Origin of the sequence: Mesorhizobium sp. WSM3864 (assembly GCF_002294955.1) — a bacterium.
Taxonomy (GTDB): domain Bacteria; phylum Pseudomonadota; class Alphaproteobacteria; order Rhizobiales; family Rhizobiaceae; genus Mesorhizobium.
Map to the genome: position 1 here is coordinate 298,921 of NZ_NSGD01000001.1, position 26,082 is coordinate 325,002.

Annotated in this window: 22 protein-coding genes and 1 pseudogene; 13 read left to right on the forward strand and 10 right to left on the reverse strand. The window is 64.4% G+C overall.

Annotation, left to right across the window (positions count from 1 at the left end; all coding sequences use genetic code 11):
* Window positions 1–11: 11 nt before the first annotated feature.
* Together CK215_RS01475 and phaC are read right to left on the reverse strand one after the other, a co-directional pair.
* The gene (locus CK215_RS01475; RefSeq protein ID WP_095829886.1) at window positions 12–1,307 is read right to left on the reverse strand and encodes a YcbK family protein; all 1,296 of its coding nucleotides are present in this window, start codon (window positions 1,305–1,307) and stop codon (window positions 12–14) included.
* A gap of 201 nt (window positions 1,308–1,508) precedes the next feature.
* Window positions 1,509–3,350 carry a class I poly(R)-hydroxyalkanoic acid synthase gene (phaC, locus tag CK215_RS01480; protein ID WP_095829887.1) on the reverse strand — a complete coding sequence of 614 codons (1,842 nt, stop codon included), beginning with the start codon at window positions 3,348–3,350 and terminating at the stop codon, window positions 1,509–1,511.
* Between the two features lie 97 nt (window positions 3,351–3,447).
* Between phaC and CK215_RS01485 the strand changes: the two genes are divergently transcribed.
* The 5 genes from CK215_RS01485 (at window position 3,448) to recJ (ending at window position 9,535) form a co-directional block, all read left to right on the forward strand.
* A complete protein-coding gene (locus CK215_RS01485; protein ID WP_170950198.1) occupies window positions 3,448–3,852 on the forward strand; it encodes a hypothetical protein in 405 nt (134 codons plus the stop codon).
* A 47-nt stretch (window positions 3,853–3,899) separates the two neighbouring features.
* Window positions 3,900–5,117 carry an LL-diaminopimelate aminotransferase gene (locus CK215_RS01490; protein WP_067000132.1) on the forward strand — a complete coding sequence of 406 codons (1,218 nt, stop codon included), beginning with the start codon at window positions 3,900–3,902 and terminating at the stop codon, window positions 5,115–5,117.
* Between the two features lie 47 nt (window positions 5,118–5,164).
* A complete protein-coding gene (locus CK215_RS01495; RefSeq protein ID WP_067328043.1) occupies window positions 5,165–6,478 on the forward strand; it encodes a homoserine dehydrogenase in 1,314 nt (437 codons plus the stop codon).
* 148 nt (window positions 6,479–6,626) lie between these two features.
* Window positions 6,627–7,610 (forward strand): class II fructose-bisphosphatase, encoded by a 984-nt coding sequence (gene glpX, locus CK215_RS01500; protein WP_095830154.1) that lies wholly within the window; start codon window positions 6,627–6,629, stop codon window positions 7,608–7,610.
* 140 nt (window positions 7,611–7,750) lie between these two features.
* A complete protein-coding gene (gene recJ, locus CK215_RS01505) occupies window positions 7,751–9,535 on the forward strand; it encodes a single-stranded-DNA-specific exonuclease RecJ (RefSeq protein ID WP_095829888.1) in 1,785 nt (594 codons plus the stop codon).
* Between the two features lie 13 nt (window positions 9,536–9,548).
* Here the strand turns inward: recJ and CK215_RS01510 are convergent, their stop codons facing one another.
* The 3 genes from CK215_RS01510 to folE all read right to left on the reverse strand — a co-directional run bounded on the left by CK215_RS01510 (window position 9,549) and on the right by folE (window position 11,782).
* Complete coding sequence (locus tag CK215_RS01510; RefSeq protein ID WP_095830155.1) at window positions 9,549–10,520, reverse strand: patatin family protein; 972 nt, start codon at window positions 10,518–10,520, stop codon at window positions 9,549–9,551.
* 84 nt (window positions 10,521–10,604) lie between these two features.
* Window positions 10,605–11,063, reverse strand: coding sequence for a phosphoribosyl-AMP cyclohydrolase (hisI, locus tag CK215_RS01515; RefSeq protein WP_067000908.1), 459 nt, complete (start codon window positions 11,061–11,063; stop codon window positions 10,605–10,607).
* 92 nt (window positions 11,064–11,155) lie between these two features.
* Complete coding sequence (gene folE / locus CK215_RS01520; protein ID WP_067328045.1) at window positions 11,156–11,782, reverse strand: GTP cyclohydrolase I FolE; 627 nt, start codon at window positions 11,780–11,782, stop codon at window positions 11,156–11,158.
* 236 nt (window positions 11,783–12,018) lie between these two features.
* Between folE and CK215_RS01525 the strand changes: the two genes are divergently transcribed.
* The 5 genes and pseudogenes from CK215_RS01525 (at window position 12,019) to CK215_RS01545 (ending at window position 16,595) form a co-directional block, all read left to right on the forward strand.
* A complete protein-coding gene (locus tag CK215_RS01525; RefSeq protein WP_095780708.1) occupies window positions 12,019–12,465 on the forward strand; it encodes an iron-sulfur cluster assembly scaffold protein in 447 nt (148 codons plus the stop codon).
* A gap of 181 nt (window positions 12,466–12,646) precedes the next feature.
* A complete protein-coding gene (gene yidD, locus CK215_RS01530) occupies window positions 12,647–13,021 on the forward strand; it encodes a membrane protein insertion efficiency factor YidD (protein WP_095802165.1) in 375 nt (124 codons plus the stop codon).
* A gap of 142 nt (window positions 13,022–13,163) precedes the next feature.
* Window positions 13,164–13,355 (forward strand): annotated as a pseudogene (locus CK215_RS01535) (class D beta-lactamase); the annotation flags it as partial.
* Between the two features lie 229 nt (window positions 13,356–13,584).
* Window positions 13,585–15,558 carry a threonine--tRNA ligase gene (thrS, locus tag CK215_RS01540; RefSeq protein WP_095829889.1) on the forward strand — a complete coding sequence of 658 codons (1,974 nt, stop codon included), beginning with the start codon at window positions 13,585–13,587 and terminating at the stop codon, window positions 15,556–15,558.
* A 95-nt stretch (window positions 15,559–15,653) separates the two neighbouring features.
* A complete protein-coding gene (locus CK215_RS01545) occupies window positions 15,654–16,595 on the forward strand; it encodes a lysophospholipid acyltransferase family protein (RefSeq protein ID WP_095829890.1) in 942 nt (313 codons plus the stop codon).
* 5 nt (window positions 16,596–16,600) lie between these two features.
* On the opposite strand, the gene CK215_RS01550 is transcribed toward CK215_RS01545, so the two are convergent.
* On the reverse strand, window positions 16,601–17,566 hold the full coding sequence (locus CK215_RS01550; RefSeq protein ID WP_067000157.1) for a hypothetical protein: 966 nt from the start codon (window positions 17,564–17,566) through the stop codon (window positions 16,601–16,603).
* Window positions 17,567–17,728: 162 nt separating this feature from the next.
* Between CK215_RS01550 and CK215_RS01555 the strand changes: the two genes are divergently transcribed.
* Both CK215_RS01555 and CK215_RS01560 read left to right on the forward strand, forming a co-directional pair.
* Entirely contained in the window at window positions 17,729–18,313 is a 585-nt protein-coding gene (locus CK215_RS01555; protein ID WP_067000159.1) for a nitroreductase, read from the forward strand.
* A 1-nt stretch (window position 18,314) separates the two neighbouring features.
* Window positions 18,315–18,923: a flavin reductase family protein gene (locus tag CK215_RS01560; RefSeq protein WP_095829891.1), complete on the forward strand. Its 609-nt coding sequence runs from the start codon at window positions 18,315–18,317 to the stop codon at window positions 18,921–18,923.
* Window positions 18,924–18,986: 63 nt separating this feature from the next.
* On the opposite strand, the gene CK215_RS01565 is transcribed toward CK215_RS01560, so the two are convergent.
* Window positions 18,987–19,868 (reverse strand): CoA ester lyase, encoded by an 882-nt coding sequence (locus tag CK215_RS01565; RefSeq protein WP_095830156.1) that lies wholly within the window; start codon window positions 19,866–19,868, stop codon window positions 18,987–18,989.
* The gene (locus CK215_RS01570) at window positions 19,868–20,320 is read right to left on the reverse strand and encodes a MaoC family dehydratase (RefSeq protein WP_067000165.1); all 453 of its coding nucleotides are present in this window, start codon (window positions 20,318–20,320) and stop codon (window positions 19,868–19,870) included. The genes CK215_RS01565 and CK215_RS01570 overlap by 1 nt, the downstream gene beginning before the upstream one ends.
* A 150-nt stretch (window positions 20,321–20,470) precedes the next feature.
* Here CK215_RS01570 and CK215_RS01575 point away from each other — a divergent pair, with 150 nt between their 5' ends.
* On the forward strand, window positions 20,471–21,592 hold the full coding sequence (locus tag CK215_RS01575; protein ID WP_095829892.1) for a DUF2336 domain-containing protein: 1,122 nt from the start codon (window positions 20,471–20,473) through the stop codon (window positions 21,590–21,592).
* A gap of 72 nt (window positions 21,593–21,664) precedes the next feature.
* Here CK215_RS01575 and CK215_RS01580 read toward each other — a convergent pair whose 3' ends face one another.
* Both CK215_RS01580 and parE read right to left on the reverse strand, forming a co-directional pair.
* On the reverse strand, window positions 21,665–23,731 hold the full coding sequence (locus CK215_RS01580; RefSeq protein WP_095829333.1) for an FUSC family protein: 2,067 nt from the start codon (window positions 23,729–23,731) through the stop codon (window positions 21,665–21,667).
* Between the two features lie 43 nt (window positions 23,732–23,774).
* Window positions 23,775–25,829, reverse strand: a complete 2,055-nt coding sequence (parE, locus tag CK215_RS01585) for a DNA topoisomerase IV subunit B (protein WP_095829893.1) — start codon at window positions 25,827–25,829, stop codon at window positions 23,775–23,777.
* Window positions 25,830–26,082 lie beyond the last annotated feature (253 nt).

Genomic DNA, 26,082 nt, shown 5'->3' on the forward strand with positions numbered 1-26,082 from the left:
AGGTAAGCCGCTTAGTTGTCGCCGCCGCCGCCGCGCCGGCGGCAGCGCCAGTTCCAGTCGCGCTCGGGGCCGACGTCGACATGGACGGATTCGGTGTGGCAGTAGGTTCCGACGCCGCCGCGGCCCGGCATCGAACGCACATAGCTCGCCAGCTCCCACTTGGAGACGCCGGGAACCTGGATGTCGGCGGCAGCGCAATACATGTGCAGCGAGTTCTTGGCGCCGTTGGCGCGGCGGTTGCGGGCAGGGTCGCGATAGCCGGAGGTGACGATCATCTTGCGGCCGAAATGACCCTCGATCGTTTTCAGCACGCGCACCAGCGAAGGCTTCAGGCAGGCGACGTCGACACTTTCGTTCTGTCTCAAGAGGCCGTTGGGCGCGAGCCTTGCCATACCGGCGGCCGACGCCACCTGGTAGGAGCCGCCGCCTTCGTCCTCGTTGAGATCGACGTCGCTCTCGTCGTCGATGCCGGACTTGCGCTTGATCTCGAACAGCGCCGTCTGGCGCACGCCGGGCAAGGCATCGGCGCCGGTGATGTGGTTGCTGCTGTCGTCACCGAGAGAAGCCAGTTGCACCGGCTTGTCGCCCGGGGTCGCGGAGGCGAGGGTGACGATCGGCTTTGTCGCCGGCGACGTGGTCTTGGCCTGGGCGGCGGGCTGGTCGCTGGAGCGCGTGTTGATCAGCGGGGCAGGCGCGGCCGAGGCCGGCGTGGTGCTGAACAGAGAAGCAAACAGCCCCTTCTTCGGCGCGGCGATCGGCTGTTGCTGGGGCTCGCCCGCTGTCACGTAGACGCCTTTGCTCATCGCCTGCACGGTCGCCTGCGCTTGCGATGCGACCGCGGCGGCATCGCCGGCAGCGACTTTGTCGGCGGCCGCTTTCGTCTCCTCTGCCGTCTGCGGCGGATGTACCAGCGGTTGCGGCGTGTTGCCGGCGATCGAGCCGGCGTCAGCAGGAACCGCTACCGCGGGGAAGGCTGCTCCGGGCCGGGTTTCCGGCACATAGGCAACTTTTTCAGGCAACGGTTTGTCGTCTTCGCCCATCACGGTCGATGCCGCCTCTGGGGATGCCGGGGAGGTCGACGACGCCTGCGAGGTCGAATCGGCCGACGCCGCGGACTGGGCGCTGGAAGCCGCGCTCATCTCTGTGGCGGTTGAATTGTAGGCGGGCGTGACGACCGACATCGTCGGGTCGCCGGTCGAGGTGCAGGAGGCCAGAAGCACGGATAAAAGCGCTGCCACGATGCTGCGGCTTTCCCTTCGTGCAAGGCGCCAACCTGCTGATTTCAAAATAAAATTCCCCCTCGGCATCCGGTCCGTACATCGTCGCCGCAGCACTCCAATGCCTCTGGCGGCGACCTCCTGTTCCCGAACCGGAAACGGGATCTGTATCGATCTGCAAAGCCTCGGATTTATTGTTTGTCTGCAGGCGAGCTGAGGCTACGAAAACGATTAACATCACCATTTCGCCCTGTTTGGGCGGCCCGTCAACTCACCAGACGTTACAGCCGGTTACACACGCACCTTGACATAGGTGCCCGGCGCGTCCCCCAAGGTTTTCATACGCTTGCCCGGTTTGCGGGCGGGCACATGGATGTTGTCCTGGCTTTCGATCCAGTGCTGCCAGTGCGTCCACCATGAGCCGGCATGCTCGTGCGCGCCGGCGAACCAGGTGCTGAAATCCCCCACCGGCTTGCCGCCGGTCCAGTACTGGTACTTGTGCGCCGCCGGCGGATTGACGACGCCGGCGATGTGGCCGGAGCCCGCCATGACATATTCGACGTCGCCACCGAAATAGCGCGAGCCGAGGAACACCGAAAGCGCCGGCGCGATGTGGTCTTCCTTCGTGGCGAGGTTGTAGACAGGGATCGTGATGTCGGCCAGCGAGACGGTGCGGCCGGCAAGCTCCATCGTGCCGCGGGAGAGATTGTTCTCGAGATAGCAATTGCGCAGATAGAAGGAATGGTTGGCCGCCGCCATGCGGGTCGAATCGGCATTCCAGTAGAGCAGGTCGAAGGGCAGCGGGTCCTTGCCGCGCATATAGTTGTTGATGACATAAGGCCAGATCAGGTCGCCCGAGCGCAGCATGTTGAAGGCGGTCGCCATCTTGGTGCCGTCGAGATAGCCCTTTTCGCTCATCGAGCGCTCGACCGCGGCAACCTGGTCCTCGTCGACGAAGACCTTGAGATCGCCGGCATAGGTGAAGTCGACCTGAGTGGCGAAGAAGGTCGCCGATCTGATGCGGTGGTCGCCTTCCTGCGCCAGCAGCGCGAGCGCCGCGGCCAATAGCGTGCCGCCGACGCAATAGCCGATGGCGTTGACCTCCTTCTCGCCGGTCGCCTTCTCGACCATGTCGAGGCCATATTGCAGGCCCTCGCGGATATAGGCCTCCCAGCCTTTGGCGCCGTGGCGCTCGTCCGGGTTGATCCAGGAGATGACGAAGACCGTGTGGCCCTGCTCGATTGCCCAGCGGATGAAGGATTTCTGCGGGTTGAGGTCGAGGATATAGTATTTATTGATCCAGGGCGGGCAAATGAGCAGGGGGCGCTTCAGCACCGTCTCCGTCGTCGCATCGTATTGGATGATCTCGGCGACATCGCTGCGGCCGATGACCTTGCCGGGTGTCGTGGCGATGTTCTTGCCGATCTCGAACGGCGCGTAGTCCGCCTGGCGCAGCTTCAGGTCGCCCCTGCCGGCGGCGATGTCCTCGGCCAGCATTTTCATGCCGCGCACCAAATTCTCGCCGTTGGAGGCGACGGTCTCGCGGAACAGCTCGGGATTGGTCAGAATGAAATTCGACGGCGCGATGGCGTTGGACACTTGCTTGACGTAGAAGCTGGCCTTGTGGCGGGTGTGCTCGTCCAGGCCCTCGGCATGATCGACGAGATCCGAGGCCCAGCGCGAGGTGACGAGATAGGCCTGTTTCAGGAAGTCGAAGAAGGCATTGCGGCCCCATTCCGGATCCTGGAAGCGCTTGTCGCCGCGCTCGGGCTTGACCGCGTCCTCGGGGGCTTCGGCGTTGGGGCTCGGGCTGACCTTCTGGATGGCGTTCGCCCAGACCGTCATGTAGCCGGCGAAAAGCCGCGTCTGCGCTTCCAGCGCGCGCTGCGGGTCGGCCAGCCAGTACTCCGAGAGCTTGGAGAAGGTCTTGACCATGTCGACCACGGGTTCGGCGACGTGGTCGCGCACCTCACCCTTTTCGCGCGGCTCGGCCCAGGCGGAGGCCGCCTTGCCGGCCTGCTCGATCATGCGCGCCATGTTCAACGCGAAGCGTTCGGGATCTTTCACCAGATATTGCTCGACGGTCGAAGGTCCGCCATTTTCCGCTTTGTCCGAATCGGGCGCTTTGGACATGGTTCGCGGGGTTCCTCCCGGAGCGTTTTCTTGACATATTACCATGGGACATCTGACCGGGTCCAACACGCTCTAACTCGGCTGCCAGGAAAACAATATGACGATTAATGTTGGCGGGACTTATTTTCTCGGCGCCGGTTCGATTTGCCGCATCGCCGCCGCAGCCGCGGTGCTATGCACGCCGTTGCTTGCGGGCGGCTGCGAGACCAGCAGCAACACCAACAATCCGACCGCGGTGACCGAGGGGCCGAAGGACACCGGCTCCTATCCGAACCTCAACATTCCGCCGCCGGTAGCCGCCAAGCAGCTGACGAAGGAAGAGACTGCCGCCAAGCTTGCCCAGCTCAAGGCCGAGCAGCAGGCGCAGCTTGCCAAGGGCGGCCGCGCGAAGCCAGCCGCCAATACGGCGGCGCTGAACACGCTCGCCAGGACGCATGGCGACGTCGCGCTGAAGCAGATCGAAGGCAAATGCGATCCCGCCCTCGACCCTAACTGCAATTAGGTCTATATCGCGCCGAAAAGCGCCCCCTTTGCTCGTCTGGAACTCCAATGGAAGAATTTCACAAGGTCCGCCGCCTTCCGCCTTACGTGTTCGAGCAGGTCAATCGGCTGAAGGCCAGCGCCCGCTCGCGCGGTGCCGACATCATCGACCTTGGCATGGGCAATCCGGACCTGCCGACGCCGAAGGCCATCGTCGACAAATTATGCGAAGTGGTGCGCGATCCGCGCACGCATCGCTATTCGTCCTCGCGCGGCATTCCGGGCCTGCGCCGGGCCCAGGCGAACTACTATGCCCGCCGCTTCGGCGTGAAGCTCAATCCCGACACGCAAGTGGTGGCGACGCTCGGCTCGAAGGAGGGCTTTGCCAACATGGCGCAGGCGATCACCGCGCCCGGCGACGTCATCCTGTGCCCCAATCCGACCTATCCGATCCACGCCTTCGGCTTCATCATGTCGGGCGGCGTCATCCGCTCGCTGCAGGTGGAACCGGATGACGGCTTCATCCCGGCGGTCGAGCGCGGCATCCGCCACTCGATCCCAAGGCCGCTGGCGCTGATCCTCAACTATCCGTCGAACCCGACGGCGCTTGTCGCCTCGCTCGATTTCTACAAGGACGTGGTCGCCTTCGCGAAGAAGAATGACATCATCATCCTGTCGGACCTTGCCTATTCCGAGATCTATTTCGACGGCAATCCGCCGCCTTCGGTGCTCCAGGTTCCAGGGGCGATGGATGTCTGCGTCGAGTTCACCTCGATGTCGAAGACTTTTTCCATGCCCGGCTGGCGCATGGGCTTCGCGGTCGGCAACGAGCGGCTGATCGCGGCGCTGACGCGCGTCAAATCCTATCTCGACTACGGCGCCTTCACGCCGATCCAGGTGGCGGCGGCGCATGCGCTCAACGGCGACGGTGCCGACATCGCCGAGGTGCGCGAGGTCTATCACAAGCGGCGCGATGTGATGGTCGATTCCTTCGGCCGTGCCGGCTGGACCATTCCGGCGCCGGCGGCCTCGATGTTCGCCTGGGCGCCGATCCCGGAACAGTTCCGCCAGCTCGGCTCGCTCGAATTCTCCAAGCTGCTCATCGAGCACGCCGACGTGGCGGTGGCGCCGGGCATCGGCTTCGGTGAGCACGGCGACGATTTCGTTCGTGTGGCGCTGGTCGAGAACGAGCACCGGATCCGCCAGGCGGCGCGCAACATCAAGCGCTTCCTGGCCTCGACCGCCAAGCAGCCCAACAATGTTGTGCCGCTCACCGCGCGCCGCTGAATTCACCGCACAACACACCGACCAATCTTTGAGGGGCGTCGCCGGACATGGCTGAAGCGTTGCGTGTTGGAATTGCCGGCCTTGGCACGGTGGGCGCCTCGGTGGCGCGCGTGCTCAACGACAAGGCCGCCGAGCTCACCCGCCAGTGCGGTCGCGACATTGTCGTCACAGCGGTTTCGGCGCGCGATCCGAAGCGCGACCGCGGTGTCGATCTGGGCGACACCAAATGGTTCGACGATGCCGCGAAGATGGCCGAGAAGGCCGACATTGATGTCTTCGTCGAGCTGATCGGCGGCGACGAAGGGCCAGCGCGTGCATCGGTGAAGGCGGCGCTCGAGGCCGGCCGCCATGTCGTGACGGCCAACAAGGCGCTGTTGGCCAAGCACGGCGTGCAACTCGCCGAGATCGCCGAGAAGAAGGGCGTGCTGCTCAACTACGAGGCTGCGGTGGCCGGCGGCATCCCGGTCATCAAGACGATGCGCGAGGCGATGGCCGGCAACCAGGTCACCCGCGTCTTCGGCATCCTCAACGGCACCTGCAACTACATTCTGACCCGCATGGAGGCCGAAGGCATCTCTTTCGATGCCTGCCTCAAGGACGCGCAGCGCCTCGGCTATGCCGAAGCCGACCCGACCTTCGACATCGAAGGCCATGACACGGCGCACAAGCTGTCGATCCTGACCAGCCTTGCGTTCGGCACGAAGATCGCCGCCAACGACATTTACATGGAGGGCATCTCCAACATCACCCAGGCCGACATTCGCGCCGCAGCCGAGCTCGGCTATCGCATCAAGCTGCTCGGCGTCGCGCAGCGCACCGACAGCGGCATCGAGCAGCGCGTGCATCCGACCATGGTGCCGACGGCCTCGGTCATCGCGCAGGTGCATGGCGTCACCAATGCCGTGGCGATCGAGACCGACATCCTGGGCGAGCTTTTGCTCTCCGGCCCCGGCGCCGGCGGCAATGCCACCGCCTCGGCGGTGGTCGGCGACATTGCCGATATCGCCAAGAGCCGGCCGGGGTTCCAGCACGGGCCGGTCTTCGGCTGGCCGGCGAAGGAGTTGAAGCCCTACAGGAAAGCGCAGATGCGCAGCCATGCCGGCGGCTATTTCATCCGGCTCACCGTGCACGACCGCATCGGCGTCTTCGCGGCGATCGCCAAGCGCATGGCCGACAACGATATTTCACTGGAATCGATCGTCCAGCAGGCCGCCGGGCCGGCAACCGAAGAGCAAAAGACAGTCATCCTCGTCACCCACGAGACAACGGAAGCGGCGGTGCGCAAGGCGGTCGAAGGCGTCACCAAGGACGGCCATCTCACCGACAAGCCGCAGGTGATCCGTATCGAGCGGGCGGAATAGTTCGAGTCATATTTCACCTTTAATCGATTGATATTGCTGCCATTTCAAAAATTGACATGGCAAGTCTTGCCGTTGTCATGGAGCTTTGCCAGAAGAAGCGCGCTTCTGGCGGGAGGCAAAGCGCAGTTTCAACGAGGAATGCCCATCCATGAACATGGCCCAAAACATCGCAGCCGGCCTCGATCGTATCCTCACCATGGAAGTGGTGCGTGTGACCGAAAGGGCCGCGGTCGCCGCTGCCAGGCTGCGCGGTCGCGGCGATGAGAAGGCGGCCGACCAGGTCGCGGTCGATGCGATGCGCCAGGAACTCAACCGGTTGGCCATCAAGGGTACCGTGGTCATCGGCGAGGGCGAGCGCGACGAGGCGCCGATGCTCTATATCGGCGAAGAGGTCGGCACCGGCAAAGGCCCGGCGGTCGACATCGCGCTCGATCCGCTCGAAGGCACGACGATCTGCGCCAAGAACCTTCCCAACGCGCTTGCCGTCATCGCCATCGCGGAGAAGGGCAGCCTGCTGTTCGCGCCCGACGTCTACATGGACAAGATCGCCATCGGGCCGGGATACCCGGACAGCCTGATCGACATCGACGCGCCGCCGGCCGAGAACATCGCCAATCTCGCCAAGGCCAAGGGCGTGGCGGTGCCCGACATCACCGCCTGCATCCTCGACCGGCCGCGCCATGCCAAGCTGATCGACGCGGTGCGGGCCACGGGCGCCGCCATCCGGCTGATCGGCGACGGCGACGTCGCCGGCGTCATCCACACCACCGATCCGGAAGAGACCGGCATCGACATCTATCTCGGCACCGGCGGCGCGCCGGAAGGGGTGCTGGCCGCGGCGGCGCTTCGCTGCACGGGCGGACAGATGCAGGGCCGGCTGATCCTCGACACGCCGGAGAAGATTGCACGGGCCGAAAAGATGGGCATTTCGGATCCGAAGCGGGTCTATCGCGCGCAGGACATGGCGCGCGGCGACGTGCTGTTCGCGGCGACCGGCGTCACCGACGGCAATCTGCTCGGCGGGGTGAAGTTCGGGCGCACCTTCATCACCACTCACACCATCGTGCTGCGCTCGTCCTCGCGCACAGTGCGCGAGATCAAGGCGCGTCACCAGGATCTGGAAAAGTTCTGATTTCGTCCTTGTAGACACTTTCGCGCAATTACGGTCGGAGCGCCCTTCCACAGTTTTCCGGGGTGGTTCGCTTTCCCGGAATTGCTAGGGCTGTCGCATCTTGATATCTGCCGAAGGATGGTGTGCAGACGGCGCGTCTCATGATGGGCGAGAGACGCTTCTTCCTCGATGTCAGGCAGTCGGCGACCGGTGTTTCCTGGGAGCACCGGCTGACCGAGCGGCAGGACATGGCCGCTTTGGCCATCGCGCAGGGCCATGGCGTGCCGGACATCGTCGCAAGGGTGCTGGCTGGGCGCGGCGTGACGGTCGAGCAGACCGAGCGCTTCCTCGATCCGACCATTCGCGAGCTTTTGCCGAACCCGGCCTCGCTGACCGACATGGAGAAGGCGGCGGCGCGCATCGCGGATGCGGTCGTGGCCGGCGAGAGGGTGGCGATCTTCGGCGACTACGATGTCGACGGCGCCGCGTCGTCGGCGCTGCTGAAGCGCTTTCTGGCTCGGTTTTCGGTGCCGTCCGAGATCTATATCCCCGACCGCATCTTCGAAGGCTACGGCCCGAATCCGGAAGCTATGCGCGAGCTGATCTCGCGCGGCGCGAAGCTGATCGTCACCGTCGACTGCGGCACCAACAGCGCCGTGTCGATCGAGGCGGCGAAAGATGCCGGCGCCGATGTCGTGGTGCTCGACCATCACCAAGTCGGCGGACCGCTGCCGGCGGCGGATGCGGTGGTCAATCCGAACCGGGAGGACGACCTTTCGGGGCAGGGGCATCTCTGCGCCGCCGGTGTGGTCTTCCTGTGCCTGGTGCAGACGGCGAAGGTGCTTCGCGAACGCTTGCCAAACGTCGCGCCGGTCGATCTGCTTTCGCTGCTCGACCTCGCCGCGCTGGCGACCGTTTGCGACGTGGTGCCGCTCACCGGCGTCAACCGCGCTTTCGTAGTCAAGGGGCTGCAGGTGGCGCGCCAGCAGAAGAATGAGGGGCTGGCGGCGCTTGCGCGGGTCTCGCGCATCGGCGAGCCGATAAATACCTTCCATCTCGCCTATCTGATCGGGCCGCGCATCAATGCCGGCGGGCGCATCGGCGATGCCGCGCTCGGCAGCAGGCTGCTTGCCACCGAGGATCCCGTTGAAGCCGCAAGCATTGCCGAGACGCTCGACCGGCTGAACCAGGAACGGCAGCAGATGGAACTGGAGATGCTGGCGCAGGCGCGCGCCGAGGCCGACGCGGAGCTTGCCGGCGGCACCGGCCCTGGCATCGTCGTGACCGCCAGCAACAGCTGGCATCCCGGCATCGTCGGGCTGCTGGCCTCGCGGCTCAAGGAACATGCGCGCCGTCCCGCTTTCGCCATCGCCTTCAATGCCAATGGGATCGGCACCGGCTCGGGGCGCTCGGTCTCCGGTTTCGATCTCGGCCGGCTGGTGCGCGAGGCGGCGCAGGCCGGCCTGATCGCCAAGGGCGGCGGTCACGGCATGGCGGCAGGCATCACCGTGGAACGTGCCAAGCTCGGCGCGCTTCGGGCTTTCTTCGAGGAGCGCGCTGCGGCGGATGTGTTCCGGCTGCAGAGCGAGGAAAGCCTCGCGATCGACGGCGCCTTAGCCGCCGAGGGCGCGACGCTGGCGCTTCTCGACGCGCTGGAGAAAGCCGGCCCGTTCGGCGCCGGACACATCGCGCCGGTGTTTGTGCTGCCGCGCCACAGACTTATCGATGCGCGGCCGATCGGCACCAACCACATCCGCGCCGACCTGCAGTCGCAAAGCGGCGGCAACCTCCAGGCGATCGCGTTCCGCGCCGTCGACACCGCGCTTGGCGAATTCCTGTTCAAGAACAGGGGCAAGACCGTGCATATAGCCGGTTCGCTGTCGGGCAATTACTGGAACGGCAACCGCTCAGTGCAATTCCGCATCACTGATGCCGCGATTGCTTGACTGACGCTTCGGATCAGGCGAGCACCGTCTGCAGCCGCCTCAATTCGCTGATCTGGGACATCGTCGCCTGATAGCCGATACGGATCGCCTCGTCGGCGCGGTGGAACTCGGTCAGTCCGATATGGCTGAGCTTCGGCTGCAGCGACATGTCGGGCGGATCGCCGGCGAGCCTGGCGCGCGAGATCCGGTCCTGAATGATGTTGAAGGCCTCGACCATGACGCCGGTGATGCCGAGGCGGGTCTGGTGCGGGGGGTGCTGGGGGTTGACCTGACCGGGACGCGGCGCGTCGTTCTCGATGACGAGTTCACCCGCGCTGTGCTTGATCACCGCGGCACGCCCGAACAGATCGTAGTGGAGGTTGACCGCCACGACCAGCGGCTGCTCGTAGGCGCGGCAGACCGAGACCGGCACCGGATTGACCAGCGCGCCGTCGACCAGAACGCGCCCGTTGCAGTTCACGGGCTCGAAGACGCCGGGCAACGCGTAGGACGCGCGCATGGCGGTGATGAGCGAACCTTTCGACAGCCAGATTTCGTGGCCGGTGCGGATTTCGGAAGCGACGGCGACGAAGGGCTTCGACAGTTCCTCAAAACGGATACCGTCCACGTGTTCGCGCAGCCGCGCATCGAGCTTCATGCCGCCGAACAGGCCGCTGCCGCGCAGATTGAGATCGAGCAGTCCGAAGAGGCGCCGCTTGGTCAGGCTTCTGGCGAACCCTTCCAGTTCGTCCAATTTGCCGGCGAGATAGCAGCCGCCGACCAGCGCGCCGATCGAGGTGCCTGCGATCATCGAAACTTCGATGCCGGCTTCGTCCAGCGCGCGCAGCACGCCGATATGGGCCCAGCCACGCGCACAGCCACCGCCTAGCGCCAGCGAGATGCCCATCTTCTTCGCCGATTTCGGATCGAGCACGCCGCCGGACGATGCAAGGCCGTTGGCCTCCTGAACGTCAGGTCTGCTGCGCAATGACGCCCATTCGAGCATCATGATCTCCCTTGTCCCGTGTCCCTTCTATCACAAGGATGTTTGAGAATAGTGAATATGAGTGGTTTGTGAATATCGAATGGTTCACGCCGGCTTCCGATACGTTTCTTGCGCATCGAACAGCGGCTTGCTGCCATCGTCGGCAAGCACCGCCTTGCCGTCGCTGAGCCCCACCGTCCGATAAAAGCAGGAACGCCTACCGGTGTGACAAGTTGCGTCCTGGCCCAATACTTTGACGCTCAACCAAATGGCGTCCTGGTCACAATCCGTGCGCATCTCAAGGACGCGCTGGACGTTGCCCGAGGTTTCGCCCTTTTTCCACAGCGCGTTGCGGGAACGCGACCAATAGTGGGCGATGCCGGTTTCGAGCGTCAGCGCCAGCGCCTCGGCATTCATATGCGCGACCATCAAAAGCATGCCGTCGCCGGCGTCGGTGACGACGACGGTCACGAGGCCGGCAGCATCGAAGCGCGGAGAAAGGACGGTGCCTTCCTCGAGCGCCTTCTTGTCTGCCGGGGCTTTGGGAAATTGCAGTGCCGACATTGCCGGTTCGTCTTTTTGTTGGACATGATCTTATCCGAAAACCGGGTCCCGCTTTTCGGGACCACGGTCTGAAGGCCGGCAGCAGCCGGCGATCAGGCACGCACCATGGTGACGAAGCGCACCTGTTCCTCGGGCGTGTCCTTGAAGACGCCGGTGAAGGTCGAGGTGAGCGTGGTCGAGTCCTGCTTGCGGATGCCGCGCATGGCCATGCACATATGCTCGGCCTCGATCATGACGGCGACGCCGCGCGGGTTGAGCACGTCCTGGATGACGCCTGCGATCTGCGCCGTCATTGCTTCCTGCGTCTGCAGGCGATGGGCGAAGATGTCGACGACGCGCGCGATCTTGGACAGACCCACGACCTTGCCGTCCGGCAGGTAGCCGACATGCGCCTTGCCGATGATCGGCACCATGTGGTGCTCGCAATGGGAGTGGAACTTGATGTCCCTGACGATGACGAGATCGTCATAGCCGGCCACTTCCTCGAAAGTGCGGCCAAGCTCCTCGGCCGGGCACATGTCATAGCCGTTGAACATCTCGCGAAAAGCCTTGGTGACGCGCTTCGGCGTGTCGACAAGGCCCTCGCGATCAGGGTTGTCGCCGGTCCAGCGCAAAAGCGTGCGCACGGCGGCCTCGACCTCGGCCTCGCTTGGGCGATCGGTGACAGGCTTCTCCATATAGGAGGAAGGGGGCATGAGTTTCTTGATGACGGCATCCATAAAGGCGTCTCCCGTAGTCCCACTCAGAGGTGGGACGAGTTGAACGGACCACGACCTTTCGGGTGAAACTCGCCCGGTTTCCAGCCCGTAAGCGGCGTGAACAGATGAGCAATGACAATGGCTTGAGTTAGCCTTGTCGATGCCCGGCTGCCATCATTATATATGGTCGTGCACAGCGAAAGGAAGACGCAACAGCGGCAAAGCCTGTTCGCTTGGCGGCGACGGATTGGAAAAAAATGATCGACGACATCTACAATGCGAAAATCCTGAGCTTCGCCGGAAACATCGCCAAGATCGGCCGGCTCGACCACCCCGATGCGACCGCCAGAGCGCACTCCAAACTGTGCGGCTCGACCGTCACCGTCGACCTCAAAATGGATGGCGACGTGGTGACCGATTTCGCTCATGACGTGAAGGCCTGCGCGCTTGGTCAGGCATCCTCCTCGATCATGGCCCGGCATGTCATCGGCGCGAACGCCGGTGAGCTGCGCGCGGTGCGCGAGACCATGCTGAAGATGCTCAAGGAAAACGGCGCGCCGCCGGAGGGCCGGTTCGCCGATCTGAAATATCTGGAGCCGGTGCGCGACTACAAGGCACGTCACGCCTCGACCATGCTGACCTTCGACGCGGTGGTCGACGCGATCGGCCAGATCGAGAAGAAGCGCGCCGGCCAGGCTGCTTGAGGGCGATCTCCTGGGCTGCTTGCCTGGTCATGGCGAACTCGCTTGGTATCCCGGCGCCATGTCGAGTGGACCGACCGGCGTCCCGTCCGGCCTTCCTGGCGATGACCGATAAAAGGTCGTTGCGTTCCCGGCTCGAAGCCCACATCTAACGCACAAGGAAGCTGGCTGCGGAGAAGTGCGGATGGGAGACCATCCAGGACATATCCATGGTGTCCGGCCGGTCCGGCATGGGCGAAACTGGCAGGGACCCTGGCGCAAGACGCCGGGCCGCGTCCTCGGCACGTCGCTCGTGCGCCTCTACCAGTTGACGCTTTCCGGCTTCGTCGGCAATAGCTGCCGGCATCTGCCGACCTGTTCCGAATACGCGCATGAGGCAATCGCCCGCCATGGATTGTGGACCGGGGGCTGGCTGGCGCTGTTCCGGGTCTCGCGTTGCGGGCCGTTCGGGACGCATGGCATCGACCGCGTGCCGGAGACGCTTGCGCCGCGCTATGTCTGGTTCATGCCGTGGCGCTATTGGCAAATCGGCAGGAAGCGCGATGACGCAGATGGCTGACTGCGGCAGCGTTTCGCAGCCCGTGTTTACGATCCGGTAGGGTTAACGTCAGCCTGCACAAACACTGCCAATTTGAGACAAAATCGAGACAAGACGCCTCGCTAAGCCGCTCCGCGTAATCCCTTTTCCGGAGTGAGCTTCGATGCGCCAGATGGACCGCTATCCGTTCTTCATTGCCATCATTCTGTTCCTGCTGGCCTGGATGCTCGGCCTGCCGATGCGGGCGCAATCGGCGCCGCTCAAAGACATCCACTGCACTTTGATCGAGGACTCGGCGAGCGGCTCGACGCTTTGCCAGGATGGCTTCCGCGACGAGCGCGTCAGCCCGGCTTCGATCTTGCCGAAGGGGCTCGCGACGCGGGCGGCTTCCTGAACGATCTTCCCGGGCTCATCAAATAGAACGGCTTGCGGCTTTACGGCGGCGGAAACTCCTCATAAAAGACTGCCGCCCGCCAGCGTCCAAGTGATTGGCGCCTCCGGCCAACCCTGCATGCTCCAGCACACTTCCTGCGACATGCATTCACCACCCGCGCTCGTTTGCGGGACTGGATAGGACAACTCTGATGCTGAATTCCGTGTCCCTGACATTTCCCGATGGTTCCGTCCGCGAGTACGACGCGGCCGTGACCGGCGCCGCCCTTGCCGAATCGATCTCCAAATCGCTGGCGAAAAAGGCTGTTGCCTATAGCCTCGACGGCACCGTCCGCGATCTTTCCGATCCGCTCGGCAGGTCCGGCAAGGTCGAGATCATCACCCGCGAGGATCCGCGCGCGCTGGAACTCATCCGCCACGACGCGGCGCACGTGCTGGCCGAGGCCGTGCAGGAGCTTTGGCCGGGAACGCAGGTGACCATTGGGCCGGTGATCGAGAACGGGTTCTATTACGACTTCGCGCGCAACGAGCCGTTCACCCCGGACGATTTCCCGGTGATCGAGAAGAAGATGCGCGAGATCATCGCCCGCAACAGGCCGTTCACCAAGGAAGTGTGGTCGCGCGAGAAGGCGAAGAAGGTCTTTGCCGACAAGGGCGAGCGCTACAAGGTCGAGCTGATCGACGCTATCCCCGAGGATCAGGATATCAAGATCTACGCGCAGGGCGACTGGTTCGATCTCTGCCGCGGTCCGCACATGGCTTCGACCGGGCAGATCGGCAACGCCTTCAAGTTGATGAAGGTGGCGGGCGCCTATTGGCGCGGCGATTCCAACAACCCGATGCTGACGCGCATCTACGGTACCGCCTTTGCCGACCAGGCGCAGCTCGAGGCATACCAGATGCTGCTGGAGGAAGCCGAGAAGCGCGATCATCGCAAGCTCGGCCGCGAGATGGATTTGTTCCATTTTCAGGAGGAGGGACCGGGCGTCGTCTTCTGGCACGCCAAGGGCTGGAAGATGTTCCAGAACCTGGTCAACTACATGCGCCGCCGCCTCGACGAGCACGGCTACCAGGAAGTCAACGCGCCGCAGGTGCTGGACAAGAGCCTGTGGGAGACGTCCGGCCACTGGGGCTGGTATCGCGACGCGATGTTCAAGGTGACGGTTGCCGGTGACGACACCGACGACGACCGCGTCTTCGCGCTGAAGCCGATGAACTGCCCCGGCCATGTGCAGATCTTCAAGCATGGGTTGAAGTCTTACCGTGAACTGCCCGTAAAGCTTGCGGAGTTCGGCAATGTGCACCGCTACGAACCGTCGGGCGCGCTGCATGGGCTGATGCGTGTGCGCGGCTTCACCCAGGACGATGCGCATATCTTCTGCACCGAGGAGCAGCTCGCCGCGGAATGCCTGCGCATCAACGATCTGATCTTGTCGACCTATGCCGATTTCGGCTTCGACGAGGTCGCGGTGAAGCTGTCGACGCGGCCCGACAAGCGCGTCGGCACCGACGAGGCCTGGGACCATGCCGAGGCGATCATGAGTAATGTGCTGGAGACGATCCGCACGCGCTCCGGCAATCGCATCAAGACCTCGGTCAATCCGGGCGAGGGCGCCTTCTACGGGCCGAAGTTCGAATATGTGCTGAAGGACGCCATCGGCCGCGAATGGCAGTGCGGCACCACGCAGGTCGACTTCAACCTGCCGGAACGCTTCGGCGCCTTCTATATCGGCTCGGATTCGGAGAAGAAGCAGCCGGTCATGGTGCATCGCGCGGTGTGCGGCTCGATGGAACGCTTCCTCGGCATCCTGATCGAGAACTATTCCGGCCATTTCCCGCTGTGGTTCGCGCCGCTGCAGGTGGTGGTGGCGACGATCACCTCAGACGCGGATGAGTATGCAATGAAGGTGGTCGAGCGGCTGAAGGCTGCGGGGCTGCTCGCCGAAACCGATCTGCGCAACGAGAAGATCAACTACAAGGTGCGCGAGCACAGCCTGGCCAAGGTTCCGGTCATTCTCGTTTGCGGCAAGCGGGAGGCGGAAGAGGAAACCGTCAATGTCCGCCGTCTCGGCTCCCGCGACCAGGAATCGCTGAAGCTCGGCGACGCCGTGAAATTGCTGGCGGACGAGGCCGTCTCTCCGGACCGCAAGCGCCGCGCGGCCTAAAATCGTTAATCTCCAATCGCTTCTCGAATGGCGGTGGCACATAGTCCACCGCCATCTTCACACGCCTGTCACGCCAACCTTGTAACCGAGCCGCCATGCTCAAGCTGAAACCGCGGGAAAGGCCGTTTCCCGAGCTCTCCTACGCCAACCGGCACCAGCCGGCGCTGACGCGGTGGTTCATCCATTCCGTCGAAGGCCTGTCGGGCCGCGACCGCTTTGCCGTGCTCTACGACTTGTGGCGGCGCCAGGTCGCTCCAACGGGCAACCGTGTGTTCAGCCGCATGCTGGACTTGATCGACGTCAGGGTGCACCACGCCGGCCGTTGGCCGCCGGCAAATGTGCCGGCTAGTCCGCTGGTGATCGTCGCCAACCATCCCTTCGGCATCGGCGACGGCATTGCAGTGCTGTCGCTCGCCGAGCAGCTCGGCCGTCCGTTCCGGGTCATGATCCACAAGGACCTGCTCAGGATCCGCGAGATGGAAGCCTATTCGCTGCCGATCGATTTTTCCGAGACCAAGGAAGCGCTGAAGAACAACATGGCCGTGCGCCACGAGGCGGTGCGGCTGTTGAAGGAAGGCGTCACCATCGTCGTTTTTCCGGCCGGCGGCGTCGCCACGGCGCCGAAGGGGTTCGGCCGGGCGATCGACCTGCCGTGGAAGATGTTTCCGGCCAAGCTCATCCAGGAGGCCAAGGCCTCGGTCATCCCTTTGCATTTCTCCGGCCAGAACGGCCGTCTGTTCCATCTCGTCAGTGGGCCGATGAACATGGCCGAGCGCGACAACCGCGTGGCGAAATTCGTCGGCAAGGCGTCGCTGACGCTGCGCACCTCCCTGCTCATCCGCGAATTCGCCCGGCTGTCCGGCAAGGCGATCGAGGTGCGCATCGGCGATGTGCTGAAGTGGAGCGAGCTCGAACCGTTGCGCGACCGCAAGGCGCTGCTCGACCAGCTCTACCAAGCGGTTTTCGATCTCGCTCCGGCGGCTGCGCGGCGCGGACGCGTACCGTTTCTAAGCAAGCGGATGCGCAAAGCCGCCTGAGCAGCTTAGTCCGCGCCCTCCTCGGGATCGATTGCGGACGATTCGTTGGCCACGACCTCGATTTCCTGGTTCTGGCCGGCCACGACGGTGAAATCCTTCTGGTAGATGCGGTCGCGGTTCTTGGCGATGATGGTGTATTGTCCTTCGGCCAGCACCATCGAGGCGAAGGCGCCGACGGCTTCCTTGATCGGATCGCCGGATTCATTGAGCAGCGACCAGGAGGTGTCGGCAATGGCTTCGCCGCCGGGCTCGCGCACCAGCTTCATCGTCATCTCAGCCGCGCGGTGCTCGACGGTGGCCTCGGTCAGCTTGCCGGCCTCGACGCGGATATCGGAGCGGATCACGGCGTTGACTGCGCCATAGGTGGAGACGACATGGTAGGTGCCTGCATTCAGCCGCACCACCGTGTTCGGCTCGACATCGGGGGCGATCAGCGCGCGGTCGCCATTGGCCTCGGCCTGGCCCTCATAGATCGCGAAGCGGAGCTTCTTTGGCGCGATGTGCGCGCCGCCGGACGTCACCGCGTCGAGTTTCAAGCCGCCGGCATCGAGAACGAGGCTTTCGCGCTTTGCGTCCTTGCCGACGGTGATGCGCTTGGTGGCGCCGGCCCGTCCGTAAGAGGCGTGGACCAGGTAGCTGCCGGGGTCGAGCTGGAACACCGCCGTGCCGCCATGCGCGGACGCCACCATCGGCAGCTTGCCGTCGCTGGCCGGTTCCGGCTTGAAGACGCGCCAGACGATGCCGCGGGTGATGTCGGCGCCCTTGTCGGTCAGTTGCGCAGAAAGGGTGATCGCTCCGCCGCTGCCGAGCGCCAGCGACCGCTCGCTCTTCGGCGTCGCATAGCTCGAAATGCCCGGCAACTTGATATTGCCGACATCGTTGGCGTTCTGGGCCAGCGCGAACGAAACCGGCACCGCAAGCAACGCGGCGATGAGCCCGATCACGAAAAGGCGCAGAGTCCCCTCAAACATGCCTTGCGTTGAAGCCCAAGGCGGTGGCAATTTCAAGGCTCAAGAGCCTGCCGCCCTCCGCCAGGGCTCTTTATCCGCCGTATAATTGCGCCATTGCCCGAGCCGCCCGACCTCCCGATGGCGCGCTTCAGCTCAAAATTGAATGCTAGGAGACTTGCGCCCATGGCGTCGCCGATCATCGACTTCCTGCTGACCCGCAATTCAGCGCCGATTCCCGACCTCAAGGAGCCGGCGCCGAGCGATGCGGAAATCGCCACGATGATCGCCGCGGCGTCGCGGGTGCCAGACCATGGCCGCCTCGAGCCCTGGCGGTTTATCGTCTACCGCGGCGATGCGCGGGTCGAGATCGGCAAGAAGCTCGCGGCGCTTGCCGAGCAGCGCGAAGGACCGTTGCCGGAGGGGCGCCGCAACCAGGAACTGGCGCGCTTCTCGCGCGCCCCGCTGGTGATCGGCGTCGTCTCCGTGCCGCGGGAGAACCCAAAGATCCCGCAATGGGAGATGTTCCTGTCGGGCGGAATGGCGGCTATGAATCTGATGATCGCGGCCAATGCGCTGGGCTATGGCACCAACATGATCAGCAACTGGTATTCCGACGTTGCGGAGGGCAGGGCGATTCTCGGGCTGTCGCCGCAGGAGCGCGTCATCGGCTTCGTCCATATCGGCTCGTACCAGGGACCGGCGCCGGAGCGGCCCCGACCCGATCCGGCGAAGCTCTATGCCGATTACGCCGGGCCGTGGGCCGGCTGACATGTTCTACGAGCCATCCAAGGGGCACGGCCTGCCGCACGATCCGTCGAAGGCGATCGTTGCACCCCGCCCCATTGGATGGATCTCGACATTGAACAGGGCCGGTGAGATCAACCTGGCGCCCTATTCCTTCTTCAACGCCTGTTCGACGCGTCCTTTCATCGTCTGGTTCTCATCCGAAGGCGCGAAGGACAGCGCCACCTTCGCTGAAGAAACCGGCGAATTCGTCGCCAATCTCGTGAGCCGCGAGCTTGCCGAGAAAATGAACCGCACGGCCGTCGATGCACCGCGCGGCATCAGCGAGTTCGCCTATGCCGATCTCGCCATGGCGCCGTCGCGCCTCGTCGCGCCGCCGCGCGTGGCCGAAGCGCCCGCCGCCCTCGAATGCAAGGTGACCGAGATATTTCGGCCGCGGGCACTGGACGGCGCCGAGACCAGCGCCATCGTCGTCGCCGGCGAGGTCGTCGGGGTCCACATCGACGATGCTTATCTCAGGGACGGCCTGTTCGACATCGTCAGGGCCGGCAATGTCGCCCGGCTCGGCTATATGGACTATGCCAGCGTCAACGAGATTTTCTCGATGCGGCGGCCGCGCTGGAGCAAGGATTAACCGAAAGGGCTACACGGCTCACGTCCGATACAAACTGATCCCCATGGTCTGGCAATTGGCGGTTCAGGCTGAAAGTCCCGCCGCTCTCGCGCGTGCCAGCAGCCGCTCCGCAAGCCGTAGGTGCGGCCGATCATACATCTTGCCGTCGATGCCGACGACGCCCGGATTTCCCGCCGCCGCGAAGGCGTCGACGATCGCCCGCGATCGTTCGACCGCTTCCGGCGACGGCGTGAAGGCGGTGTTGATGACCGGCACCTGCGCCGGATGGATCGCCATCTTGCCGGTAAAGCCGTCGCGCTCGGCCTCTCTGCATTCGGCTTCGAAACCGGCCATGTCGCGGAAATCCGGAAAGACGGTATCGATCGCGGCGATTTCCGCCGCTCCGGCCGCCAGGATGGTCATCGCGCGCGCCAGGCGGAAGACGTCGGTGTAGCGGCCGCTCTCGTCGCGCGTCGAACGCGCGCCGATTGCGGCCGACAGATCTTCCGCGCCCCAGGTAAGTCCGGCAAGCCGGCTGCTTGCTCCGGCGTAGCTCGCGGCAGCCAGCAGGCCGGACGCGGTTTCGGTGATGATCGGCAGGATCTTTATGCCGCCATCCGGCAAGCCGCATTCGGCTTCGTGCACCCGAAGCTTGGCCGCGAGCTGCTGGACATCCTGTCCGCTGTTCGACTTCGGCAGCATGATGCCGTCGGGTTTCACCGGGACGAGCGCCGCAAGATCATCGTCGGTCAGGACGGTCGACAGATCGTTGACGCGTACGTAGATGGCGGAGTTGGTCTGCCGTCGGTGGCCGGCGATGAAGTTCGCCGCGACTTTGCGGGCGGCCGCCTTGTTGCCGGCGGCGACCGAATCCTCAAGGTCGACGATGACCACGTCGGCGCCGGCGCCAAAGCCCTTTTCCAGCTTGCGCTCGGAATCGCCCGGCACGAAGAGCAGCGAGCGCATCAGGACGCCTTCTTCATCATCATCGCCTGCCTCGTGCATTTGGCGACAAGAACATCGTTCTGATTATAGGCGCGGTGCTCGAATTCGACGATGCCGCGATCGGGCTTCGACCTGGACTCGCGCACCGAAACGACCGTCGTCTCGACGCGAATGGTGTCGCCGTGGAAAACCGGGTGCGGGAAGACGGTCTCCTTCATGCCGAGATTGGCGACAGTGGTGCCGACGGTGATATCGTTCACCGAGATGCCGATCATCAGGCCGAGCGTGAACAGCGAATTGACCAAGGGCTTGCCCCATTCGCTCTTCGCGGCGAAGTCGAAGTCGATGTGGAGCGGCTGCGGGTTCAGCGTCATCACCGAGAACAGCATGTTGTCGCTTTCGGTGACGGTCTTGCGCAGCGTGTGCCGGAAGACGCGGCCGACGACGAACTCCTCCAGATAAAGCCCGGCCATGGTCGATCTCCTCCGCTATTCCTGTTTGATAGGCGTTGGTTGCAAAGCCATCAAGCCGGTTAAGAAACATGGTGAACCGTTCGTAAACCATTTCCAGCTTACCGTTCCCAACGGGGCCGAAACGTTTCGGCAAGGGCGTAGCTGATCGGCATGGTTGTTTCGCATTTTCTAAAGTGGATCGATAAGGCAAAGGTTTCCGAGCGCGCCGCCGCCGCGAGCGCGCTGGCCCGCGCCTACATCAATTCCGACCTGCCGTTCGAGGATCGCTGCGCCGCCGAGGCGGCGCTCACGCTGCTGCTCGACGACGTTTCCGCCAAGGTCCGGCAGGCGCTCGCCGAAGCGCTGTCGATGAGCCATCACGCCCCGCCGCAGGTGATCGCAGCACTCGCTTCCGACCAGCCGGAAGTGGCGGCGCTGGTGCTGGCGCGTTCGCCTTTGCTTACCGATGCCGATCTCATCGACCGCGTCGCCTGCGGCCAGAAGGCCACCCAAAAGCTGATAGCCAACCGTCCCGTCGTCTCGATGTCGCTGGCGGCAGCCATCGCCGAGATCGGCGAGCCGGAAGCCTGCGCCACGCTGATCGCCAACAGCGGCGCCGATATTGCATCGCTGAGCTTCCGCCGCATGGCCGAACGGCACGGCCACCTGCCGCTGGTCCGTGAGGCGCTGATCGCCGACGCGCGGCTTCCCGCCGACTGCCGGCACATGCTTCTGGTCAAGCTCGGCGAGACGCTGAAGGGATCGCCGCTGGTGCTGGCGCTGATGGGGGCGGCACGAGCGGACCGCGTGATGCGCGACGCCTGCGTGAAGGCCTCGGTGACCCTGATCGAGGGCACGCGCGCCGAGGAGCACGCGGCGCTGATCGAGCATCTCAGACTGCGCGGCGATCTCACCGCGAGCTTCATCATCCGCACCGTCGCGCATGGCAAGGTCGACTTCTTCGGCTCGGCGCTGGTGGCGCTTGCCCAGCAATCCGAGCAGCGGGTGAGGGCGTTGCTGGCCGGCGGGCACGACGTTGCGTTGCAGGCGCTGTTCCGCAGCGCAGGCCTCGCCGCCGCCACGCACGGCATCATCCTTCGCGCGCTGAAGATCTGGCGCGAGGTCGCCAACGGCAAGCGTGTCGCCGGCGTGCAGGAGGTGAGCTGGCTGATGCTGAAGGAACTCGGCGGGCAATCGGCCGAGGGCGATCTCGCCGGACTGGTGAAGTCGATCCATCTCGACGCGCTGCGCGAGAACGCGCGCGGGCATGCGCTGGCAATTGCCGCCGCCTAGCGCACGTCGGTGCCAGGTGTGGCCGGCCTGGCGGCTTCCTGCTCGATGCTCACGTATCCCGGCCCGGCCCGTCTAAGGGTGCCCCTTCGCGAAAAAATCCGGATAATCCTGCATCGCGGCAGCGATGATGCGCAGTGAGGCCGCGACCTGAAGCATTTCCGGCCGGTCGCTGCGACCGGCGATGCTCGCCGCATATTCCCGCGCCACGGCGATGGTCGAGGTCTGCGGCTCGCCATGCCTCCTGAACAGCAATTCCCGCGCCAGGCCGCGCAGGAAGTTGCCGATCGACTCGACCGTCTCGCGTGGCACGGTGGAGTTCAGTTGCGCCTGGCGCAGCCGGAGCACTTCGAGGCCGACGGTCACGGCGGCAATGCTGCCGCCAAGAATAGGGTCGCCTTTCCTCCCGGTCTGCTGCAGTTGCGGCATCAACTGGTTGATCCGGTCATAGGCCAGGCTTTCGAAGGCCGAACGCCTGGGGACGCGCTCATGCAGGCAAAGGCGCGCCAAGTCCTCGCGCATCGCCTTCGAGATGCGCTCAACAGTGGCCCAGGGATTGGCCGGCAGAACGACGATGAAGACGCCGATGGCGATCAGGATGCCGACCAGGATCGATGCCGATCCGGCGAAGAACGGGCCGGGATCATAGGTCATCATCTGGTGCGGGCTGAGGAAAGCCAGGAAATTGATGGCGAAGGCGGTGGCCACGCCGACATGCCGCGGATTGGCCATGCCGAGCGCTGCCGGCACCAGGATCGGCACGACAAAGAGGGTGAACCAGCCGAAGCCGGGCAGCGCCGGCATTGCGATCTGGCCGACGAGGAAAGCGAAAGGCAAAGCGAGGAGCGTTCCGGTGAAGAAGCCCCAGGCCGACTGGACCGGATCGGGACGTGCCGCGAACAGGCTGGAGACGACGGCGACGAGAATGACGGTGCCCGCCGCCTCCGACCATTTGGTGGTCAGCCAGAAGGCGGCCACCAGAAGCGTGGCGAGCGCGGCGCGCACCGCATTGCGCCAGGCCGCATGATAGTCGCGGTGCACGACCAGGGCCGGCTGCTGCCGCTCACGAGACGTTCGGGAAACCGGCGAGCGAAGCGCATCCAAGCCGCGCATCACCTGCTTCAGCGCCTCCGCGAAATCGGCGGCAATGGTGAGGCGGGTGATGGTGCCGACCTTGTCTTCACCGGGATCGGTGGCCACCGGCGCCGTTTCTCTTGCCCTGATCGCGATTGCCTCGAGGCGGGCCACCCATGGGCCGGTGTCGTCCAACGCGTCGCGCGTCGTAGCGAGTTCCCCAACGATTGCCTTCAACTCGCTGCGAACAGGGATGAGCGTCGCATTCTCCGGCGCGGCATGGGTATGCAGCGCGCGGGCCGCCGAGAGCGCCCACAGGAGCTGTCCGATCGTGCGCCGGACCGGATGGGCGCGGGTCGCGAAGCTCGGCGCTTCGAGGCGCGCATAGGCGCGCATTTCGGCAAGTGTCTGGGCATCGGTGATCAGCTTGCGCTGGAGAGCGGCAAGACCGGCCGGATCGCCGTCGGAAAAGGCGCCTGTGGCGTAGTCGGCGAGATCGAGAATGCTGCGTTTCAGCCTGGAGATGATGGCGTCCGCCGCGAGCTTCGGCAGGATCAGCCGGCTGGTGACGCCGGCGCAGACGATGCCGAGCACAATTTCGGCGCAGCGCGCGACAGCGAGATCGACGACGAGATGCGCCTGCCCGAATGCCGGCAGGCTGATGATCATCGCTGTATAGCCGGCAAGGGCGGCGCCATAGGCTTCCGGATTGCGCAGCAGCGAGGAAACGAGGGTGCTGACGCCGATCCATAGTGCCAGCACCGTCACCAAGAGCCAGGGATTGGTGCCGAGCAGCGATGTGATGCCGATCGCCGCCAGGCCGCCGGCCAGCGTACCGAGCAGGCGGTAGAAGCCTTTCGCCAGCACCATGCCGGCGACCGGCTGCGCGACGATGAACACGGTCATCATCGCCCACTGCGGATGATCGAGCTTTAAGGCGTAAGCGGCAAGCAGCGCGATCAGCCCGGCAGAAACCGTGCGCAGGGCGAAGATCCAGTCCGAGCGCGTCGGCTGGGTCAGCTCACTTAACGGTGTCCCGGCTAGATCCTTCAGCCGCGTCCAGGTCACATGCAAGTCTCCGTCCCGGAGCCTGTTATGGACCAGTCCGCGTTCAGATATCCAGCACGTCGGCCTCGGCGAATTCGGCACGTTCCTGGATGAAGCGGAAGCGGGCCTCGGGCTTGGTGCCCATCAGCGCGTCGACGGCGTCCTTGGTCGCCTGCTCGGCATCGATCACGTCGACCCTGAGAAGCGTGCGCTTCCTCGGGTCCATCGTGGTTTCCTTGAGCTGCGAGGCCATCATCTCGCCAAGGCCCTTGAAGCGGCCGATCTCGACCTTGCCGCGCCCGGTGAATTCGGTGCGCAGCAATTCGTCCTTGTGCGCGTCGTCACGTGCATAGGCCACCTTACCGCCCTGACGGATCGAATAGAGCGGCGGCACGGCCATATAGAGATGGCCACCTCGGATCAGGTTAGGCATCTCCTGGAAGAAGAAGGTGATCAAAAGCGAAGCGATATGCGCGCCGTCAACGTCGGCGTCGGTCATGATGATCACGCGGTCGTAGCGCAGGTCCTCGTCGCGATATTTCGAGCGCGTGCCGCAGCCGAGCGCCTGAACCAGGTCGGAAATCTGCTGGTTGGCGGCAAGCTTGTCGTTGCCGGCGCTGGCGACGTTGAGGATCTTGCCGCGCAGCGGCAGCACCGCCTGGCTGGCGCGGTCGCGCGCCTGCTTGGCCGAGCCTCCGGCCGAGTCGCCCTCGACGATGAAGATCTCGGCGCCGGCCGCGGCATTCTGGGTACAGTCGGCGAGCTTGCCCGGCAGGCGCAGCTTGCGTACGGCGCTCTTGCGCGAGACTTCCTTTTCCTGACGCCGGCGCACACGCTCATCGGCGCGCGCGATCACCCATTCGAGAAGCTTCGAGGCTTCCTGCGGGTTGTCGGCCAGCCAGTGGTCGAACGGGTCGCGGATGGCGGTTTCGACGATGCGCATCGCCTCGATGGTGGCCAGCCTGTCCTTGGTCTGGCCAACGAATTCCGGCTCTCGGATGAAGACCGACAGCATGCCGGCGGCCGAGATCATGACGTCCTCGGTGGTGACGATCGAGGCGCGCTTGTTGCCGATGAGATCGGCATATGCGCGAAGCCCGCGCGTCAGCACGTTGCGGAAGCCCGCCTCATGCGTGCCGCCATCGGGAGTGGGAATCGTGTTGCAGTAGGAGTTGAGAAAGCCGTCGCCGCCGAACCAGGTCACCGCCCACTCCAGCGAGCCGTGGCCGCCCTGCTTGTCGCTTTTGCCTGCGAAGACTTCGCGCGTGACCTGGAATTCGTCGCCGAGGGTGGCCTTGAGGTAGTCCTTCAGGCCGCCCGGGAAATGGAACTCGGCTTTGGCCGGGGTTTGATCCTTTTCCTTGATGAGCGAGGGATCGCAGGTCCAGCGGATCTCGACGCCGCCGAACAGATAGGCCTTCGAGCGAGTCATGCGGTAGAGCCGGGCTGGCTCGAAGGCGGCGCCCTTGCCGAAGATCTGCTCGTCGGGATGGAAGCGGGTCCTGGTGCCGCGGCGGTTGTGCACCTCGCCGAGGTGCTCCAGCCCGCTCACCGGAACGCCGCGCGAGAAGCGCTGGCGATAGAGCTGGCGCCCGCGCGCGACCTCGACCTCGAGGTGATCGGACAGCGCGTTGACGACGGATACGCCGACGCCGTGCAGACCGCCGGAGGTCTCATAGACCTTGGAGTCGAACTTGCCGCCCGAATGCAGCGTCGTCATGATGACTTCGAGCGCCGGCTTCTTGAACTTCGGATGCGGATCGATCGGAATGCCGCGGCCATTGTCGGTGACGGTAAGAAATCCGTCCGCCGAAAGCTCGACGTCGATGAAGGTCGCGTGGCCGGCCACCGCCTCGTCCATCGAATTATCGATGACCTCGGCGAAGAGGTGATGCATCGCCTTGTCGTCGGTGCCGCCGATATACATGCCTGGGCGACGGCGCACCGGCTCCAGCCCCTCAAGCACCTCGATGTCGGCGGCGCTGTAGCTCTCGCTGCCGTCGCGGGCGGCGGCCGAGCGCTTCGCGGCCTGCACCAGCGGATCGGCCGGCCGCGAGGGCGCGCGTACTTGCTGGGGCTGCTTTTCCGGGTTGCCGAAAAGATCGCTGGTGTCGTCCATGCTAGCCATTAAGTCCAGTACTGCGAATCACTCCTCGATACTGCCACGCTTTTGGCGGGCGAACGAGTTCCTGTTCCGTTCAGGGATCAAACTGTCTCTTATTCCAAAACCATTCGATAACCAAGCCGCCGGAAATAGGGCGGGCTCCACCCCTTTGGATTCCTGATTCTTTAACATTAACGCCTAGCGTGGGCCTCAACGACAAAAGACCACGGGGCGTCAGGGGTTTCGTTGTGAAGGGCAGGGCCATAAC

Coding starts and splice junctions, on each gene's coding strand:
- CK215_RS01475 (WP_095829886.1), bottom strand. CDS start 1,307: ATGCCGAGGGGGAATTTTATTTTGAAATCAGCAGGTTGGCGCCTTGCA.
- phaC (WP_095829887.1), bottom strand. CDS start 3,350: ATGTCCAAAGCGCCCGATTCGGACAAAGCGGAAAATGGCGGACCTTCG.
- CK215_RS01485 (WP_170950198.1), top strand. CDS start 3,448: ATGACGATTAATGTTGGCGGGACTTATTTTCTCGGCGCCGGTTCGATT.
- CK215_RS01490 (WP_067000132.1), top strand. CDS start 3,900: ATGGAAGAATTTCACAAGGTCCGCCGCCTTCCGCCTTACGTGTTCGAG.
- CK215_RS01495 (WP_067328043.1), top strand. CDS start 5,165: ATGGCTGAAGCGTTGCGTGTTGGAATTGCCGGCCTTGGCACGGTGGGC.
- glpX (WP_095830154.1), top strand. CDS start 6,627: ATGAACATGGCCCAAAACATCGCAGCCGGCCTCGATCGTATCCTCACC.
- recJ (WP_095829888.1), top strand. CDS start 7,751: ATGATGGGCGAGAGACGCTTCTTCCTCGATGTCAGGCAGTCGGCGACC.
- CK215_RS01510 (WP_095830155.1), bottom strand. CDS start 10,520: ATGCTCGAATGGGCGTCATTGCGCAGCAGACCTGACGTTCAGGAGGCC.
- hisI (WP_067000908.1), bottom strand. CDS start 11,063: ATGTCGGCACTGCAATTTCCCAAAGCCCCGGCAGACAAGAAGGCGCTC.
- folE (WP_067328045.1), bottom strand. CDS start 11,782: ATGGATGCCGTCATCAAGAAACTCATGCCCCCTTCCTCCTATATGGAG.
- CK215_RS01525 (WP_095780708.1), top strand. CDS start 12,019: ATGATCGACGACATCTACAATGCGAAAATCCTGAGCTTCGCCGGAAAC.
- yidD (WP_095802165.1), top strand. CDS start 12,647: ATGGGAGACCATCCAGGACATATCCATGGTGTCCGGCCGGTCCGGCAT.
- thrS (WP_095829889.1), top strand. CDS start 13,585: ATGCTGAATTCCGTGTCCCTGACATTTCCCGATGGTTCCGTCCGCGAG.
- CK215_RS01545 (WP_095829890.1), top strand. CDS start 15,654: ATGCTCAAGCTGAAACCGCGGGAAAGGCCGTTTCCCGAGCTCTCCTAC.
- CK215_RS01550 (WP_067000157.1), bottom strand. CDS start 17,566: ATGTTTGAGGGGACTCTGCGCCTTTTCGTGATCGGGCTCATCGCCGCG.
- CK215_RS01555 (WP_067000159.1), top strand. CDS start 17,729: ATGGCGTCGCCGATCATCGACTTCCTGCTGACCCGCAATTCAGCGCCG.
- CK215_RS01560 (WP_095829891.1), top strand. CDS start 18,315: ATGTTCTACGAGCCATCCAAGGGGCACGGCCTGCCGCACGATCCGTCG.
- CK215_RS01565 (WP_095830156.1), bottom strand. CDS start 19,868: ATGCGCTCGCTGCTCTTCGTGCCGGGCGATTCCGAGCGCAAGCTGGAA.
- CK215_RS01570 (WP_067000165.1), bottom strand. CDS start 20,320: ATGGCCGGGCTTTATCTGGAGGAGTTCGTCGTCGGCCGCGTCTTCCGG.
- CK215_RS01575 (WP_095829892.1), top strand. CDS start 20,471: ATGGTTGTTTCGCATTTTCTAAAGTGGATCGATAAGGCAAAGGTTTCC.
- parE (WP_095829893.1), bottom strand. CDS start 25,829: ATGGACGACACCAGCGATCTTTTCGGCAACCCGGAAAAGCAGCCCCAG.